This window comes from Pseudomonas asplenii, from assembly GCF_001293465.1.
In the GTDB taxonomy this organism is placed as follows: domain Bacteria; phylum Pseudomonadota; class Gammaproteobacteria; order Pseudomonadales; family Pseudomonadaceae; genus Aquipseudomonas; species Aquipseudomonas fuscovaginae_B.
Window position 1 is genome coordinate 308,861 of record NZ_JSYZ01000004.1, and the last position, 17,048, is coordinate 325,908.

Consider the following 17,048-nt stretch of genomic DNA (forward strand, 5'->3'; position numbering starts at 1 on the left):
CCAGCACTATCTACCGCCCCGCCCGCGCCGGTCGCGGTAGCGTGGCCGGCACTCCAGCGGCCCCGCCCCGCCTCCGCGCGGCGGGGCCGCTCCCCCCATCAAGGTACCCTACATGCCCGATCAACCTCCCTTTTACCTGCTGTCCCAGGCCGCGGAGTTGCGCAGCACCCTCAGCGCCGAAGAACAGGCGCTGTCCATCGGCAGCGCCGAGCGCAATTGGCTGAGCAACCTGTACCTGGCGAACCAGGACGCCCGCGAGGCGCTCGATGAGCCGATGTACGTCGACAAGCTGCTCATCGTCGCCCAAGGCGCGACCACGGCGGACCTGGCCGGCAGCTTCCTGGCCAGCGGCGCCGCCGGCCACGCGGTGTTCCTCTGCACCCCGGCATTCGGCCTGGAACGCTTCGGCTCCCGCGACCTGGCCCTGGCCAAAGTACGCGAACGCCTGGCCGTCCCGGCCCAGCGCGATGAACTGCTGCGCTTCGTCCCGCTGCACATCCGCAACGCCATCGGCCTGGAGCCACTGCCGGCGCTGATCACCCGCCCGATCCATGGCATCGTCCTGGATGACCGGCGCCAGGCCATCAACACCTACCTCGACATCACCCTCAAAGACCTGCAGGACGAACTGCTGGAACTGCCCAGCCTCAAGTCCCTGCTCAATCAGTTGTTCGACAGCACCCTGGGCAAGCGCTTTCCCCAGGCCAACCTGAAGGCCCTGCGGGTGATCAGCCACCAGGCCCCCAGCACGGCGGAATCGACCAGCGGGCTGCCGCTGCGCGCCCTCTCGACCCACTCCCTGACCGAGACCCTGCTGGAGCGCTACAACCACGGCCCGTGGCCCGGCGACCAGGTCCACGAGTTCCTCGCCCCCGGCTACACCGCGCAGGCAGCGGACACCGCGGTCTGGGAAAACACCCTGCTCACCCTCGCCAGCCAGTTGCCAGGCCATCTGCAAAACCGGCTCAACGCCTTCTGGGACGCTCCGCTGGCTATCGGCCAGCCGCGCCGGCACTTGTTCGTCGACGCCCTGGGCAGCCGTTTTCGTGCCGAGCTGCTGCACCGGGAACAGGACCTGAATGAAATCGCCGCCGACGACTACCCGGTGCTGAGCGCCCTCTATCCGCTGGACCGCTCCCGGCTCGGCGCCGTGGCGCTGTACACCCTGATGGTCCAGTCCAGCGCCGGCTCGTACCCGCTGGCCAACGCCTTCGTGGTCCACAACCTGGGCCGCCGCTCCGCCGAATACCTGCTGTATGGAGCCGATCGGCTGCAGGCCTTCGACAGCCAGGCGGCGCTGCTGGAATCGGTGAGGACGCAACTACAGCAGCCCGGGCAAGACCCAGACTGGCACCTGGGCCTGTCGCTGCGCGAACGCGCCGAACTCCAGAGCGCGTCCCTCACCGGCGTCGCGCTGATCGCCAGTTCCCTGTCGATTTTCGATACGCTGTTCAGCCGCGTCATCAGCAAGCTGCTGGACAATGTCAGCTACGTGCTCAAGCGCTATCGCGACAGCGACGGCGCCCTGGTGCTGCCGGCGGCCTTCGACAGCGCACTGGATATCCGCGGCCTGATCTCCCCCCGGCTGCCGGCCCTGGCCACGGGCCCGCGCTGGAGCCATCGGCTGGATCTGTCACCCAGCGAAAAACCGGCGTCACAGCCGCTGATCAAAACCCTGCGGCCAACCCTGGAGACCGCCCGGCACCAACTGGCGACCCTGGAACAGCTCAAGGCCCGGCTCAGCGAGGGCCTGCAAAAACGTCCGTCACTCAAGGACTTCATCCGCGGCGAGCTGTCCAGCGCGCTGAAGCAGGCGAAACTGCACAATCTCTCGCCCGACAACCTCTACCTCAACCACTACGCCTCGGCACTGCCCGAGGTCGGCGACCCCAGCCTGCCCCCGCTGACGTCGCGGAGCGTGGTGGACCATGTGCTCGAACGCCTGACCGACGGCAGCGGCGAACCCGACCAGACCACCAGCGGCCTGTTCAGCAAAACCGCCGACGGCGGCTGGTCACGGGTGGCCAACCTGGAGATCGAACCGTTCAACCGGATCGTCGCCGCCCTGCTGCCGGACCTGCTCGGCCAGTACCTGCGCCGGCAACGCTCGCTCTATGGCGAGCTGTCCGGCACCCTGCACGAGGCGATCCGCAGTGGCTTGCGCCAGGAAGTGCAACTCAAGGAAATGCGCGGCGCCCTCAACGCCGGCGACCTGGACCTGCTCGACAACCTGCTCGACAGCCATCGCCGCGACGAGCGCCCGGGCCTGCACGGGTTCATCCCGGACGCCTTCGCCCTCACCTACAGACCCGACACCGCAGCCGCGCCGATCAGGCTGCACAACTGCTTCCTGCTCACCGCCCACGGCGGCCTGGACCAGGAGCACTCCGGCAGAACCCTGCTCTGGACTCCGGCCCAGGGCGCCGAAGCCTTCGACTCGCTGCACAGCGCCGACAACGAGTTGCAGCGGCGCCTGCATGACCCGGTGGAGCGCCTGTCCCTGCTGGAAAACACCACGCAAGAGCAAAGGCCCCCGCATTTGCCCATCGTCACGCCGCAGCGCGGCAACCGCCGGACCTACCCGAGCCTGGGCTTCGAGCTGATCCACAACGGCCTGCAGAACAATCGCTACAACTCACTGATCGACAAGGCGCTGGCCGACTTGAACCATGCCGTCACCTCGGATTACAAGGGTGACAACCTGCACCAGCACCTGCAAAGCTGCCTGGACAGCCACGCCACCGTGCCCATGCTCGAACGGGCGCTGCAAGCGGCGCAGAACAGCGCCACCCACCTGGCGCTGCCGCCCTGGCTCAGGAGCGCCGGCAACAGCCAGCAGTTCGCCCTGGCCGCCCTGCTCGACCGCTATCGCCAGGACGCCGCGACCACCGATGATTACCACCAGGGCATTCCCGATATCCGCGAGACCGCCCGCACCAAGCTCAAGAGCCTGCTGGCGCGGGACTTTCCCCAGGCCGGCCTGGACCCGCAGCGGATCACCGTCTGGCTGACTCCGCGCGAGGCGGCGCTGCCGCTCAGCGAACCGTTGAGCGAATTCGCCCTGCGCCATGTCGACGACATCAGGCCGCGCGCGATCAGCCTCAGCAGCGACGCAGGCAGCCTGCCCGGCACGTTGACCGACGAGCGGATCAAGGCCCTGGTGCAGGAGGCGGACATCGGCCAGCACTACGCCGCACTGCTCGAATCGCATCTGTCGCCCGACGTGCTGCACAATGCCCATCGCCGTCCGGCGTTCAGCCGGCACAGCTTCTGGCAGGGCCTGCTGCACGCCTTCGTGCAACGGCTGCGCAACACCCTCTCGGAAAAGGCCCACGCCTACATCAAGCACCTGCTGGCCATGCCGGACGGTGTCGCGCGCCTGCCGCTCGATGGGCAGCACATCGAACTCAAGCCACTGCAACTGCAAAGTGGCGCGCAGACGCCGGCCGACCCGGTGGCCGGGTTCTACCTGATCGGTCCGCACGCCAGCCAGCCGGGCCCGCGTGTCCTGTTCTGCCCCCAGGGCGATCGACCGGTGTTCCAGGAGTACCCCAGCGAAGCGGCGCTGCTCGGCGACCTCGGGCGCTCCACCAGCCTGCAGCAGCAGGTCCTGGAACGGCTGCCCCTGGCACGCTACGCGCACTACGCGCAGCAGGCGTTCAAGGGCGCCCTGAAGCTCGGCGACCACCCCGAGCGCGGCAATCTGTTCCATCGGCTGTACCAGGACATGACCGGCCTGTTCAAGCACCTGCTCGGTTGCCAGTACCTGGCAGGCCGGGGCTCGCTCTGGAACAAGGCGCTGTCCTGGCTCAAGGGTGAACTGCAACAGGGTGCGACCCACCTGCTGGGCCGGCTGCGCCTGCCGTGGCTGGTCTGGCAGTCGCTCTCGCAACTCAGGGACGCCGGGCAGAAAGCCTGGCAAGGTCGCTGGAGCGAGGCCATCGAGACGTTCGCCATGACCCTGGCCAAGCTGGCGATGGCGCGCCGCGGCTGGGTCCAGTCCGACCTCGGCGGTGCCGCGCAGCCCCCCGCCAGCGCCCCCGCCGAATCGCCCTTCCCCAGCCAGGCCTGGGGCGACCAGCGCCTGACACCCGGGCAGAAGGCCATGCTCCTGGGCCTGCAGGCCCAGCGCGTCGCCCTGCAGCACATGGCCCCGAACAGCGCCGGCGACCTCTACACCGACCCGGCCAGCCAGCAGACCTTCGTGGCGATCGGCGGTCGGGTATTCCGGGTACGCCAGGAGCAACAGCGCTGGCGCATCGTCACCGACAGCGGCCAGGGCCCCTGGCTGCGCCAGGATTCCCGGGGACAGTGGTCATTCGACCTGGCCGACCGCTGCCTCAAGGAGGCTCACCATGAAAATGCTTGATCATTGCATCGGCCAATGGGCGATCCGCGAAGAACTGCGGGTGGAGGCCGTCGGCATCCACGACATCCGGCAACTCTATCCCAACCGCGCCCGCATGCTCGCCCATGCCCATCGCCAAGCCGTGGCATACCTCAACAACGCCCTGTACAACGTGGACCGGCTGTTCAACGGCCAGCGGCTGGACACCAAGCGTCGTCGCTTCATCGAAAAATGCCTCGGCGTTGCCCAGGTCGACAACGACATCATCCGCAAACTCAAGATCCGCATGGGCGTCATGCTCGACGAATTGCTCAAGCCCTCGCTCAACCCGCAGCACTCGTCCCGCTACATCGTCGGCTCGGGACGGCAGCCGGATCACGGCAACCAGGCCTTTACCGTGAGGCGGGAAAGGGGTGGGAACATCTACCTGACCGAACGTTTCTTCGAGCCAGGCCTGGAGGTGTACCTGCCCATACGCCCGCGCACCTTCGACGCCTATGGGCACCACATGGCCACGGTGCTGTTGCACGAAATCAGCCACATGACCCTCCAAACCCTGGACTTCGCCTACCTGGACCCCAGCCGTCCGTTCGTCGACCTGATCGATACCAGCACACCCGATGGACGGCTTCGCCACCTGGTGCTCGAAGAACTGCAACAGAATGCCTTGTCCGCCACCACACCGGGCAACGAGCTGTTCAAGACCCTCGATGATTACGAGCTGCGCTGGAACGATGTGGAAGGCGACCTCAGGCAGCGGGCATTGAGCCTCACCGGCACCCGCGACCTGGACAGCGCCCGGCGGGTCTTTTACTCCGACGCGGGCAAGCGCACCGATGTGATTCTCAACAACGCCGACTCCCTGGCCCTGCTGATCACCCACCTGGGCCGGCCGGTGGAGTTTCAACCCCTGGAAGAGCCCCGCTCCACCCCGTCAACCTGAGCCACGAAGCCGCCCACATGAACCACGAGAACCGCAGCACTACCCTGGCAGCGGAGCTGTCCGCTGTCAGCTCGGCCTTTGAGAGCCACGTCATCGAGCTCCCGCCGGGCGACAACCTTCTCCCCAGCCCGGCCTTCAAGGCCGATGGCACCAGCATCGCCGAACTGACGCTGAAGTTCCTGCAATCGGCGCTGCCCCATCGGACGTTCTCGCAGGACAGCCTCGCCAACCTGAGCCCTTCGCAGTTGTTGTGGTCCTGGCTGAGCCCTGGCGAGGTGAACAGCCAGAAGGCTGCGGCGCTGGTGCAGAGCATTGTCCACTCGGCACTCGACGACAGTCCCGGGGTCGAGAACAACCCCAGGGTCCAGGCCTTCGTCACCCTGCTGTCGCGGCACTTCGCCTCGGAGCACCCGTCGACGCCCATCGGGCTCACGCCGGATATCCGACAAGTCCAGGCCGACATCATCCACGGCAGCCTCACCGCGCAACCGCCCACCCCGGGCCTGACCCTGGCCGAACGCGAACGGCGCCTCGACGCCTACGCCACCCGCGTGCGTACCAGCCTGGCCAACACGGAAAGAGGCAGTGAAGCGCAGAGAAACAGCCACTTCATGACCCACCAGCCCTTCACCCGGCCCGAGGGCTATATCAGCGCCGGGCTGCTCGCCGCCAGCCTCGATCCCCAGGAAAGGATTCCCATCATCTACACCAGCGCCACCCGCACCCTCGCCAACGAGGAACGCACCTCCAGCCGCTACGAGCGCACCTACGCCGCCTGGGAGATCGCCGCCGGCCTGCACCAGCACGACGCCCCGGACAACAGCGGCAGCGTGCTGAACTTCCAATACGAGCAGTTCAGGTCGGAACAGGACCGGCAGCGGGTCAGGGACCTGGAATCGCTCGGCCAGGGCCTGAGGGACCACTGGCAGGAGGACGTGCTGGCCGCCCTCGACGACGTGACGGACGCCCAGGCCCGGCGTTCCGGGGAGGCCGATGCGTATCAGGTCAAGGCCATGCTGGCGAGCCTGCGCCGGGACCTCGTCCTGTTCGGGAAAACCTCCACCGCCACGCAGAAAGCCGTGATCCGCACACTGGACTACAACGGGCAGGTGATCATTCCCAATCTCTATGGTTATCCGCTGGAAGGCTATGCCTTCATTCCCTACCAGCCGTATGACCAGGTCCACCGCCCCAATCGCGGGCTGATGCTCGACCTGCGCAACGTCACCATCAGCGCCATCAACGGCGACCCGGCGTTCGCGCACTGGGCCCGAAACCACAAGGGCACGCTGCTGCAACGCTTCAACAGCTGCGACGCCCAGGGCGGCCGGGATGCGCACTGGCCCAGCGCGCCTAACCTGCTCGACACGCTGATCGACAACCCTTCCGCGCAACTGGAGCGCCCAGTGTTCCAGGGCAGTTTCCCGGTGCGGCAGGCCTTCAACTACACGGGGTCGGCGACCGCCGGATACCGCTTGAAGTATGCGCCCTTCGACACCATCGCCAGCCTGTATACCCAGCTCAACGCCAGGAACGCCCAGGCCCGCAGCCAGACCCAGCTGTTCAGCAGTACCCAGCGCCACTGGCGCACGGCGCAAAAGATCTGGGCCAGCACCTTCGGCTACATTCCCGTGGTCGGCAACATCGGCAACCTGGTGTTCGGCGTCCATGAGCTCAATGCCGGCATGAGTGCCCAGGAACGCCTGGGCGGCAGTGTCGCCATCCTGATCTCGACCCTGCAGTTGGCCCATGAGGTGCCGGCGATCGTCGCCGGCACCACCCCCCTGGAAGACACCGGCAGCCCCGGGTTCGGCTGGAAGGTGAATCCACAGGGCAGCGAGTGGCGTTTCAGCCTGGAGGCCGAAACCCTCGACGTCGTCGGGGTCGAATCCGCGGTCGAGGACCGGGAAACCGGCGTCGAGCCCGACACGCGGCAACCGCCACCCGCCCTCCCGTCCGTGGTCGTCACCGAAACGACGGTGGTGGCGCAGGTCAAGGATGACGGCTCGGTGCTCGAACTGGCGGGCAAGTCGTATATCCGGGTGAAGGAGCAGGTCTTTCAAAGCCGAAGCAGCCTGCTCGGCCCGGAACAGCGCACGGTCATCGACCCGCACAGCGAAAGCCCGCTGTTCCAGGTGCATAATGGCAGTGGCAGGTGGCAAAGGCTGCGCGGGCTCCAGGGGGGCGGGCATTGCCTTGGAAAACTGTGCTACGCCTCGGTCAGCGAAACCGAGGTGGGCATCGAGATGCACCCCGCCGCCCCCGCGGACGAGTCTGCGGCCAGTGACACGGTGCTGTTCGCGCTTTCCAAGACTCAGCGCCAACAAGCCTTCGCCGCTGAGGTGGTCAACCTGGAAACCTGGCTGAGCCATGAGCAATCACTGGCCGAATTCAAGGCCATCTACACCCGGGAACGAGCGAACCCCCATGGTTTCTGGGGCCCGGCCCAGAGCTACACCGACTGGCAGGCCATCCGCCGCATGGTCCGCGACGACGCCTCCCGGCTCCCCCTGCAGGACATCGACCACCCGCTGCCGAATGAAATGCTCGATGAAATCAGACAGCAGTTCACCCGCCCACCACACCCGACGCTGCACCTGGATGAGGAGGCCAGCACCCGGGCGCTGTTCGACAAGATCCTGGTGCCGCCCAGCAGTGCCGATGACCTCACCTTCCTCCTCGGCCACCGGCAGAGCCTCAGGCTGGCCAGCTACACCCGGCGCATCCTGTTCAAATACGGCTTGACCGCCCGGCAGCTGCGCCTGCTCCTTTCCGAGCGGGCCACGGTGCGCGACACCGTGCGGACGGTGATCGACGAACGTTATCCCGACCTCCGCGAGCGTGCGGAGATTCTCTTCAACTCCCACGAATTCGACCTGCAGCACCTGCCCTTGAGCCAGAGGAAGCTGGACACCTTCCTTGAGTGCCTGGAGGACCAGAGCATTACCGTGGAGAAATTCCGCCTCATCGTCCAGTGCATCGATACCGATACCCTCCCGCTCCCCAGCTCGGCCATCTACCTGTTCAGCAACAGCCGCAAGATCAACATCCTCAAGGCCCTGGACGAGCCACAACTGCGGCAACGACTGCAAAATGCCTCGACCCTGGTCGAAAGGACTTCCAGTTTCTGGAGACGCCTGCGGCATCGCAACTACGTGGTCGAAACCTCCGCGACCGGAGACCCGGTTGCGATCCTCAACTGGTCGTTCTTCAAGCTCAAGAGAACCCCCGTCTTCAGGGACGCGGGCCAGTGGTACGTCAAGGAGCAATGGTGGCCGGATATGCTGGACAAGCGCTATGCCAGCTTCGATGAGCTCGAGCAGGACCTGCAACGGCGGTTCGGCGGGTTCCGGCAGACGCTGGCGACGGAAAATATCACCCTGGTCTCCACCCCCGCCCTGGCCGCCGCCAGCTACGAGGTCGAACGCTCCCCGCAAGGCGCACCGATCGCGGTTTTCTACCGGGCCTTGCACGAGGCACAAACGAAAAGGGTCCCTATCGTCAGCGAAGCCGGCAAGCTGTTCGTGGTCAACAGCGACCCCAATTGGTCGGCGGTGAGCGACAGGGCCTTTTCCACCCTCGGCGACCTGGAGCGGGCCATCCGGGGGGCCTTGACCGAGCCGCTGGAAATCTGAGGCACGGCCCCCGGACGGCGCCATGCACAGTTACCGCAGGCCCTGGCGGCAGGGCACCTACCCTGCCCCTTCGAATCAACCATCGGGCCCGCTCCCATGACCGCAACGACCGCAACGACCGCAACGACCGCAACAACCGGCAGCGACCACGCTGCCGGCTCCCCTGCCCCGGCTCTCAACCGCCACCAGGCCTTTATCGCCAGCCGCCTGCCGGCGCCGCTGACGCAACCCGGCTCGGCCTGCCTCAAGCCGCTGCTCGACATCACCCCCACCACCCCGGCCTGGTACAGCCGGGCCGACGCCAGCCTGCGCAGCGCCCTGGAAAACAGCCAACTGGCGCGCTGCACCAGCCAGCATCAACTCGAAAGCCTGCTCGGCCGCATCACGCCCCTGGAGACCTTCGCCGCCCCCCTGCTGAAAACGGCGATCCAACAGGAGACCGGCCTGGACCTGGACGTGCGCAACACCTATTTCGTGCGCCGCCTGCACGTACGGCGCCCGTCCAGCCTGGGCGGGCTGTTCGACTTTTCCGCCGGCGACCCCAAGCTGCGCACCTGGTACTGGGATGTCTCGCTGCTGGAGGCCGCCCTGCACAACTTCACCGCCGGCGAAGCGGCCCAGCCGCCCAACGAGGGCGACGAGTTCATCACCCACGACCACAGCACCGCCGACGTGCGGATCGGCGCCTACGACAAGGACCGTACCCTGCCCCTGGCGCCGGAGCGCTTCGCCACGCTGTGCCGCACCCTCGACCTGGGCCAACGCTACCAGACGCATCTCACCGCGGTGCTCAACCCCGAAGATACCGCGCAAAAGGCCCTGGTGCGCCAGACCTGGACCACGCACCTGCACAACCAGCTGGCCGAGGCTGTCCACCTGGCGCGGATGCAGGCGCACATCCCGGACGACGCCTACCAGATGCTCCGGCAGTGGCTGGCCGGCCGCACCGATATCCGCCTGGGCGATCAGGCCGTGAACCCCGGCTGCCTGCGCATGCTCGGTGTCGACCTGAGCGACATCCTCTTCCTGCGCCCCGAGTCCGGCCCGTCACCGCGGCGCTGCGTGGTCTACATCCCCGGCGACGACCAGCATCCCGTGCGCCACTACGACTCCAGCGCCGACTTCATGGTCGCCTTGCGCACGCGCCTGCACCAGGCCCGCTACCGGCGCTTCTTCGCCCAGTTCGTGCCAGTGCGTGAACAGGCGGCATTCTTCATTGCCCTGAAAAAGCGCCTGGACCCCGCCGACCGCCACGCGCTGTGGGACGACTACACCGTCGACCCCGCACGGCACGTCGGGCTGGACCTGGTCGAGCAGTCGCTGCGGGTCGGTACCCGCCCGTCCCTGCAGACGGCGCTCAAGGACCAGTGCGAACTGAAGATCGGCCGCCTGCTCGGCGACGCCCGCGCCCTGGCCGTGCCCACCGACGACGAGGATCGCGAGGCGCGCATCGCCCGCTTCCTGGGCTTCGTCGATGCGGCCATGGACCTGCTCAACCTGCTGGTGTTCGTCCCCGGCCTCGGCCAGGTGATGCTGCTGGCCATGGGCACCCGCCTGCTCCACGAGGTGTACTCGGGCATCGAGGCCTGGGAAGCCGGCGACACCCGCCAGGCCTGGGCCCACCTGCTCGGCGTGGCGGTGAACCTGGCCCTGATCGGCACCGCCGGCGTGGTGCTGCCCCATGTCGACACCTCGGCCTTCGTCGACGGACTGATCCCGGTGAGTGTCCGTGAAGGCGTCTCGCGGCTGTGGAAGCCCGACCTCGCACCCTACCGGCACCAACCGAACCTGCCAGCCCGCAGCCAAGCCAATGAACTGGGCCTGCACGAGGCGGCGGACGGGGCCTACCTGCAGTTGGAGGGCCACTACCACCGCCTGGACGCCATCGGACCGGGCTATTATCGCGCCCGCCACAGCCAGGCCGCCGAACTGCTCAACCCCTATGCCCCCGAATTTCGCAGCAACGGCGCCGGCGCCTGGCAACACGAACTCGAGCAGCCCCTGGGCTGGAGCGACGAGCGCCTGTTCCAGCGGCTGGGCGCCGAGGCCGCCAGCCTCGACGCCGCGACCGCCCGCCGCCTCCAGCACATCAGCGGCGTCGACAGCGATGTGCTGCGCGCCACCCACCAGAACGTCGAGCGGCCACCGGCCCTGCTCAGCGACAGCGTGACCCGCTTCGCCCTCGACCGCGACCTCGGCCGCCTGGTGCAACGCCTGCAGAACGGCGGTGCATCCAGTGGCAGCCTCGATGAACTGCACATGGAACTGCAACTGCTGACCACCGACCCGGTCTGGCCGCGTACCAAGGTGCTCAGGCTGTTCAACGCCGCGGGACGGACGATTCAGGAGTACCCGGCGAGCGTCGACGCCCAGGTCCCGCGGATCGACGTGCGCTGGCCGGACCTGGACGCCGACGGCCTGCTCCAGCAGGTGCTGGGCAAGCTCGACGAGGGCGAGATCCGCAGCCTGCTGCGCGAGGAATTCGGCCAGGCCACCACCAGCCTCCCGGCCCGGGTCGCGTCCCTGCGCCGGCGCCTGGCCGGAGATGCGGTGAAGCGGCGCGCCGACCTGTTCGAGTCGCACTACCGCTACCGCACCGCCGGCAGCCGTGGCGAACCGGGCACCGGGGTGCTCAAGCAGCACTTCCCCGGCCTGCCGGACCCGATCGCCGCGGAGCTGGCCCGTGGCGCCGATGCCCTGGAACGCCAACGACTGATCAGCGGGCGCCTGCCGGCGCGCCTGGGCCGGGAAGCCCGCCACTACCTGCGCAACGTGCGCCTGGCGCGTCAGTACGAGTTGCTGTACCTCGACTCGGCCAGCCAGGCCGAGGCCTACCGTATCGTCCTGAGCATGCTGCGCAAGCTGCCGGGCTGGTCGAGCCAGGTGCGCCTGGAAATCCGCGACCGCTTCTTTGGCGGCCCGCTGCTCGACAGCCTCGGCCCGGACACGGCGCCGATCCGCAAGGTGCTGGTCAGGGACGGCGAGCAATACCTGGCCCATGACGCCGACGGCGAGGAACTGCACGGCCCGGACGACCTCTATGCCAGTGTGCTGCACGCCCTGCCCGATACCGAACGCGCCGCGCTGGGCTTTGCCCATGTCGGCCAGGGCGCCCAACTGAAACAGGCCCTGCGCGCCCTGCCGCCGCTGCCGCGCGAGGACCTGGCCCGCCTGCTGGCCCTGGCGTCGCTGAAGCCGGGCTTTCGCCCGCCGATGCGCCTGGCCGACGGCCGGGTCGGCTACGCCCTCAGCGGGCGCGGCGAAGGCCTGAGCCGACGCGACGGCCTGGCGCGCCAGCTGTACCCGAACCTGTCCGTCGAGCAGGTGGAGGCCCTGCACGATCTGGGCACCCTGCGCCCGGCCGAAGCCCTGGCCCGGCTGGAGGCCCTGCAAGCCGAATACCGCGCCCTGGAAACCACCCTGCAAGCCTGGCAACGCGAACCGCAGAGCTATATCCAGGCCTTCAACAGAGGCCGGGCCATGGCCGGGATCCTCCGCTGCTGGCGCCATGAAATGGAGCCCGGCGCCATCGGCCTGCTCAAGCTCAAGGGCAACCTGGGCCGCCTGCCGGTGCTCCCGGCCAGTTTCGACCAGGTCACTGCGGTGCACCTGGAACACCTGGAGCTGGAGGACTGGTCGACGCTGACGGATTTTCTCGGCCACTTCGCCAAGCTGGAACGCATCGACGCCTCCAGCCACCTGCTGCCGCACCTGGCCCCGGCGTTTCGGCAGTTGCCGGGCATCCGCTACCTGCGGCTGCTGGACAACTACGCGACCGCGCTCGGCCCCGACAGCCAGGGTTACTACCGCTTCAAGGCTGGCAGCGACACGCTGTATGCCTTCAAGCACGAGGACGGCAGTTGGGCTCCGGTCACCCCACCGCCGGGCCGCTTCGATGCCACTGGCCAGTTGGTTTCCCCCAGGCAGCTGCCGTCCTGGACCGACGGCGAAATCTGGCAGCACTACCGGCTGCAGGGCACGGCCGCCGACGCGTTCCGCAACCAGGCCGCCCTCACCGGCAAGAGCCCCGCCTGGGAGTATCCGGGTTCGCACGAGCGCGCCCGGACCCGGCTGCTGCGCGACCTCAAGTGGGCGTTCCCGGAAAAGACCACCCCGGAGCGTGCCGAGCTGCTCAAGGGCTACAACCTGCTGCCCAGCCAGTGGCCGCTGCTGAAAAAGGCCCTGCAGGACACCGGCCGGATCCCCGACTGGGCCGAAAGGCACAAGATGCAGATGCAGGACGCCGGCAACCTGCAACGCTTCGACCTGTTGCAGGCCGAGGTGGTCCCGCAGATCCGCCATCTGCGCAACTTCGAGCTCGCCAAGCTCGAACTCGACCGGGATTTCCCCGACTACTACACCCAGGACTTTCTCGACGCCTTCCTGCTCAAGATCGGCTACCAGCGCAATATCCGCAATTGCCTGTACCGCACGGACATCCCGGCGATGTTCCGCAGCGACGACCGTACCCCGTTCGAACTGGCCCGCGACAACACCCTGCTGGCCCGCGAGGCACCCGGCGAGGAACGCGCGACCACCGAGGAGGCCCTGAGCGCCAGTTTCAGCCTCGACGATGCCAAAAGTTATGGCCTGGGGGGCGGCCCGGGTGAAGGGCAATTGCGCTACAACAGCCAGTTCGACCGTTACCCGGGCAGAGGGGACTCCGATACCGAGATGGACACCGAGGTAGACGCCGACAGCGACATGGAAGGCGGCTCGGATACCGGCAGCCCGGACGAGTGGAACCGCGAGCGCGGCTACAGCCCGCGCCGGCTGCGCCAGAGCGTGGCGTTCCTGTACATGATCGACACCCGGGGCATCGAGGTGGTCCCCGGCCAGGAGAACGAGTTCTTCAACAGCGCCGGTCCCCAGGGGCTGTTTCCCAACGACGACATCGAAGGCGAAATCTCCGTGCCGGCGCTGGGGCTGAGTGCCGACCGGGTCTGGCTGGTCAACTCCAGCCAGACCCGCGCCGCCAACGTGCACGCGATCAACGAGGCGGCGGGCGAACAGGCCGCCGGCATCGAGCACGACACCTGGGACGGCGTCGAGAACCAAGCCGTGTACGACGACCTGATCGACCAGGTCGCGGTGTCCGGCGGGCAGGTGGTGACGGCACCGCCCAACAGCTCGATCTTCTCCGATGACGTGGTGTGGCCGCATCCGCAGCCGTCGGCCTGAAGCTGAACGGTGGCTTCTGGCCGATCATGGCCAGAAGCCCAGGCGCCGCAAATCAGCCGGCCGGCAAGCGCTGGCCGGACGCCCGGTCGCCTTCGAGCAGCGAATCCACCACCGCCCGTGCCATTTCCACCGAGTGCAGCAGGCTCCAGAACAGCGAGCGTTCGAAGGGGTCGGTGTGCAGGCTGAGTTCGTCGCCATTGAGCTGCGCCGATTCGAGCAGGCGCGAGACGTGGGTCAGCGCGTCATAGGCATTGACGCCCGGCTGGATGGCGAACAGCGAAGGTTTGCCGGGGGATTCGGCGGTGACGGGTTTGGCGCGGGTGACGGTGAGGGGGTCGAGTGAGTCGTCGGCGTCGTGTTCTGACGGGGGATCGGGGGTGAGTTTCTTGGTCATTGCGTAAAGCTCCTCAAGCAATAAAGGAGCTTGTCACCCACGCTGCAACACGGAAGGTGGCAAGCCATGCGCAGGTTTGCAGACCGGTGCTTGAGGAACCCTCCCGGTAGGCCGAAGCCTCCTGCGCACAGCTCGCCATGACACGAGCGTAAAAATGCCGCTTTCGCGGCGCTGTGCGCCTCAAGCATCCGGGCTGCAAAACCCGCGTCGCTGAATTTGCAGCGACCTGCGGACTGTATTCCCAGCACCTTGGCGCACACCATAGTGTCCCACGCCTGATTGTCGTGGGACATATTGGATTGTGTTGAAGGTTGTTTCTTACAGCGATCAGCCCTTGGCCAGCGACCCCGACACCGGCAGGCTGTCCAGCAGCCGCAAGCCAGTGGTTTTCACGAAGGTCGCGTAGTCCATCGGCCGCTCGATGCGGGTTTCGGCGTTCGGCAGCACGTAGGCCCAGGCGCGGCCCGAAGCGCTGTCATAGACCAGCTTGAACAGGCGCGTCGGCACCCAGACATTGTTGTCGCCGACCGTGCCATGGCCTTCGTCGAACAGCGGGCCGGTGAACACATAGACGTTGCCGCCCGCACGCTGGGCGAACTTGCGCACGTCGGCCTCGACCTTGCTCCAGATCTTGCGGTTGTTGGTCGGGTCCTGCGGCACCATGTTCGACAGGGCGAAGGACTGGGCCATGGCATTCGGCGTCGGCGCATCGGCCGCCGGCGCCTGGTGCCCGCGGTCCACCGCCGGCTGCTGGGCGCGGTAGTCGCTCAGCTCGGCGCGGCCGCCCTTGGGAATGCGCGGGTCGGGGTAGAACTGGTTGGTGCGTTCCTCGCCCTTGGCGTCCTTGAGCTGCGCGGCGTTCAGGCGCTCAACGACGACCAGCGGGGTCTTGCTGGTCTGCGAGTACAGCACCGCGAAGGTGTCGGAGCAGAGCGCCATCGGTTTCATGCTCGCCGGTACGCTGCCGAGGTTGATCGGCCGCGCGTTCGGGAACAGTTGCGCGCAACCGTCGAACGAGGCCTGGCGCTCCTGGCTGGAATACAGGTCGAGGGCCGCGCTCTGGCTGATGGAGCCTGCGCGGTGCCCCGACTTTTCGTGTGCCGCGGGCGTGTCGAGAAAATCCAGCACACTGCGCGCCTGCACCGCGCCGCTGGTAAACAACAAAAGGGCTGACAAACCGACTGCTAACTTGCCTGGTTTCATGCGTCGCTTCTTTACTCGGGAGGGTCGAAAAAAATCCTGCAAAGCCCTCTAGGTCGGGGCTCGGCGAGGCTTCTACCATCCACTGCCGGCAAAGGACAAGAAAATCCTGCAACGAGCGTAGGAATCGGCGAAAAGCTGGCAGACTGACAGTACTTAACCCGGAAAACCCGACGATTTTCCGCCGCCATGGCGTTAAACTGCCCGGCCCTTTCCGACTGCCGACGTTAGCCCGATGAATCCGCAAGCCCTGTCCACCCTCCATGCCCACCTGCTCGACGCCCTGGCGAACCCGCCCACGGAGACCCGCAGGCTGTTCCATGGCCGTGGCCGTTGCTGGCCGGGGCTGGAGCAACTGACCGTGGACTGGCTGCAGGGCGTGCTGATGGTCTCGCTGTTCCGCGAGCCGGAGGCCGCACAACTGGACGCGCTCAAAACCATGCTCGGCGAACTGGTCCGCTCGCCGGTCTGGCAGGCCAGTGGCGCCCATACCCTGTTGCTGCAGCACCGCTACCTGCCGCTGAGCCCGGCCGAATGGCTGCTGGGCGAGCCCATCGACGAGTGGACCCTGACCGAAGGCGGCCTCAAGTACCGGGTCGACCTCGGCAAGAAGCAGAACAACGGCCTGTTCCTCGACATGCGCTACGGCCGCGACTGGGTCCGCGCCCAGGCCGGTGGCAAGCGGGTGCTCAACCTGTTCGCCTACACCTGCGGTTTCTCGGTGGCGGCCATCGAGGGTGGCGCCGAGCGCGTGGTCAACCTGGACATGTCCCGCGCGGCGCTGAGCCGCGGTCGCGACAACCATCGCCTGAACGGCCACGACCTGGGCAAGGTGGCGTTTCTCGGCCATGACCTGTTCAAGTCCTGGGGCAAGGTGATCAATGGCGGCCCCTACGACCTGGTGATCATCGACCCGCCGTCGTTCCAGAAAGGCAGCTTCCTGCTGACCAAGGACTACCAGCGGGTACTGCGCCGCCTGCCGGAACTGCTGGCCGAAGGCGGCATGGTGCTGGCCTGCATGAACGACCCGTCGCTGGGTCCGGACTTCCTCATCGAGGGCGTGACCCGCGAGGCACCGGGCCTGCGCTTCGAACAACGGCTGGAGAATCCGCCGGAGTTTCCCGACAGCGATGCCGATTGTGGCCTGAAGGCCCTGGTGTTCCGGCTACATCCCGGCCAGGCCTGAACATCCGGGGCGAGCCGGCTGGCCCGTTCGCCCGATACGCCCAGGCGGTTTGCGTCACATGTCGCGAATCGGCAAGCTGTCGACCAACAAGAAACCTATATTCAACTACCTGACTGACCGATCGTTCCCACGCTCCGCGTGGGAACGCTCATTAATCTATC

Annotated in this window: 7 protein-coding genes; 5 read left to right on the forward strand and 2 right to left on the reverse strand. The window is 67.1% G+C overall.

Going from position 1 to position 17,048, the window contains the following annotated elements:
- Positions 1-112: 112 nt before the first annotated feature.
- The 4 genes from PF66_RS07815 (at position 113) to PF66_RS07830 (ending at position 14,107) form a co-directional block, all read left to right on the forward strand.
- Positions 113-4,369, forward strand: coding sequence for a dermonecrotic toxin domain-containing protein (locus PF66_RS07815; RefSeq protein WP_054062342.1), 4,257 nt, complete (start codon positions 113-115; stop codon positions 4,367-4,369).
- On the forward strand, positions 4,356-5,291 hold the full coding sequence (locus PF66_RS07820; protein ID WP_054062343.1) for a hypothetical protein: 936 nt from the start codon (positions 4,356-4,358) through the stop codon (positions 5,289-5,291). The genes PF66_RS07815 and PF66_RS07820 overlap by 14 nt, the downstream gene beginning before the upstream one ends.
- Positions 5,292-5,308: 17 nt before the next feature.
- Positions 5,309-8,926 (forward strand): hypothetical protein, encoded by a 3,618-nt coding sequence (locus PF66_RS07825; RefSeq protein WP_054062344.1) that lies wholly within the window; start codon positions 5,309-5,311, stop codon positions 8,924-8,926.
- 96 nt (positions 8,927-9,022) lie between these two features.
- Positions 9,023-14,107, forward strand: coding sequence for a dermonecrotic toxin domain-containing protein (locus PF66_RS07830; RefSeq protein WP_054062345.1), 5,085 nt, complete (start codon positions 9,023-9,025; stop codon positions 14,105-14,107).
- 52 nt (positions 14,108-14,159) lie between these two features.
- On the opposite strand, the gene PF66_RS07835 is transcribed toward PF66_RS07830, so the two are convergent.
- On the reverse strand, positions 14,160-14,501 hold the full coding sequence (locus PF66_RS07835) for a hypothetical protein (protein WP_054058292.1): 342 nt from the start codon (positions 14,499-14,501) through the stop codon (positions 14,160-14,162).
- Positions 14,502-14,828: 327 nt separating this feature from the next.
- Positions 14,829-15,704 carry a DNA/RNA non-specific endonuclease gene (locus PF66_RS07840; RefSeq protein WP_054058291.1) on the reverse strand — a complete coding sequence of 292 codons (876 nt, stop codon included), beginning with the start codon at positions 15,702-15,704 and terminating at the stop codon, positions 14,829-14,831.
- 232 nt (positions 15,705-15,936) lie between these two features.
- On the opposite strand from PF66_RS07840, the gene PF66_RS07845 reads away from it, so the two are divergent.
- Positions 15,937-16,887 (forward strand): class I SAM-dependent methyltransferase, encoded by a 951-nt coding sequence (locus PF66_RS07845; protein WP_054062346.1) that lies wholly within the window; start codon positions 15,937-15,939, stop codon positions 16,885-16,887.
- The last annotated feature ends 161 nt before the right edge of the window (positions 16,888-17,048 follow it).

Coding starts and splice junctions, on each gene's coding strand:
- PF66_RS07815 (WP_054062342.1), top strand. CDS start 113: ATGCCCGATCAACCTCCCTTTTACCTGCTGTCCCAGGCCGCGGAGTTG.
- PF66_RS07830 (WP_054062345.1), top strand. CDS start 9,023: ATGACCGCAACGACCGCAACGACCGCAACGACCGCAACAACCGGCAGC.
- PF66_RS07845 (WP_054062346.1), top strand. CDS start 15,937: ATGAATCCGCAAGCCCTGTCCACCCTCCATGCCCACCTGCTCGACGCC.
- PF66_RS07835 (WP_054058292.1), bottom strand. CDS start 14,501: ATGACCAAGAAACTCACCCCCGATCCCCCGTCAGAACACGACGCCGAC.
- PF66_RS07820 (WP_054062343.1), top strand. CDS start 4,356: ATGAAAATGCTTGATCATTGCATCGGCCAATGGGCGATCCGCGAAGAA.
- PF66_RS07825 (WP_054062344.1), top strand. CDS start 5,309: ATGAACCACGAGAACCGCAGCACTACCCTGGCAGCGGAGCTGTCCGCT.
- PF66_RS07840 (WP_054058291.1), bottom strand. CDS start 15,704: ATGAAACCAGGCAAGTTAGCAGTCGGTTTGTCAGCCCTTTTGTTGTTT.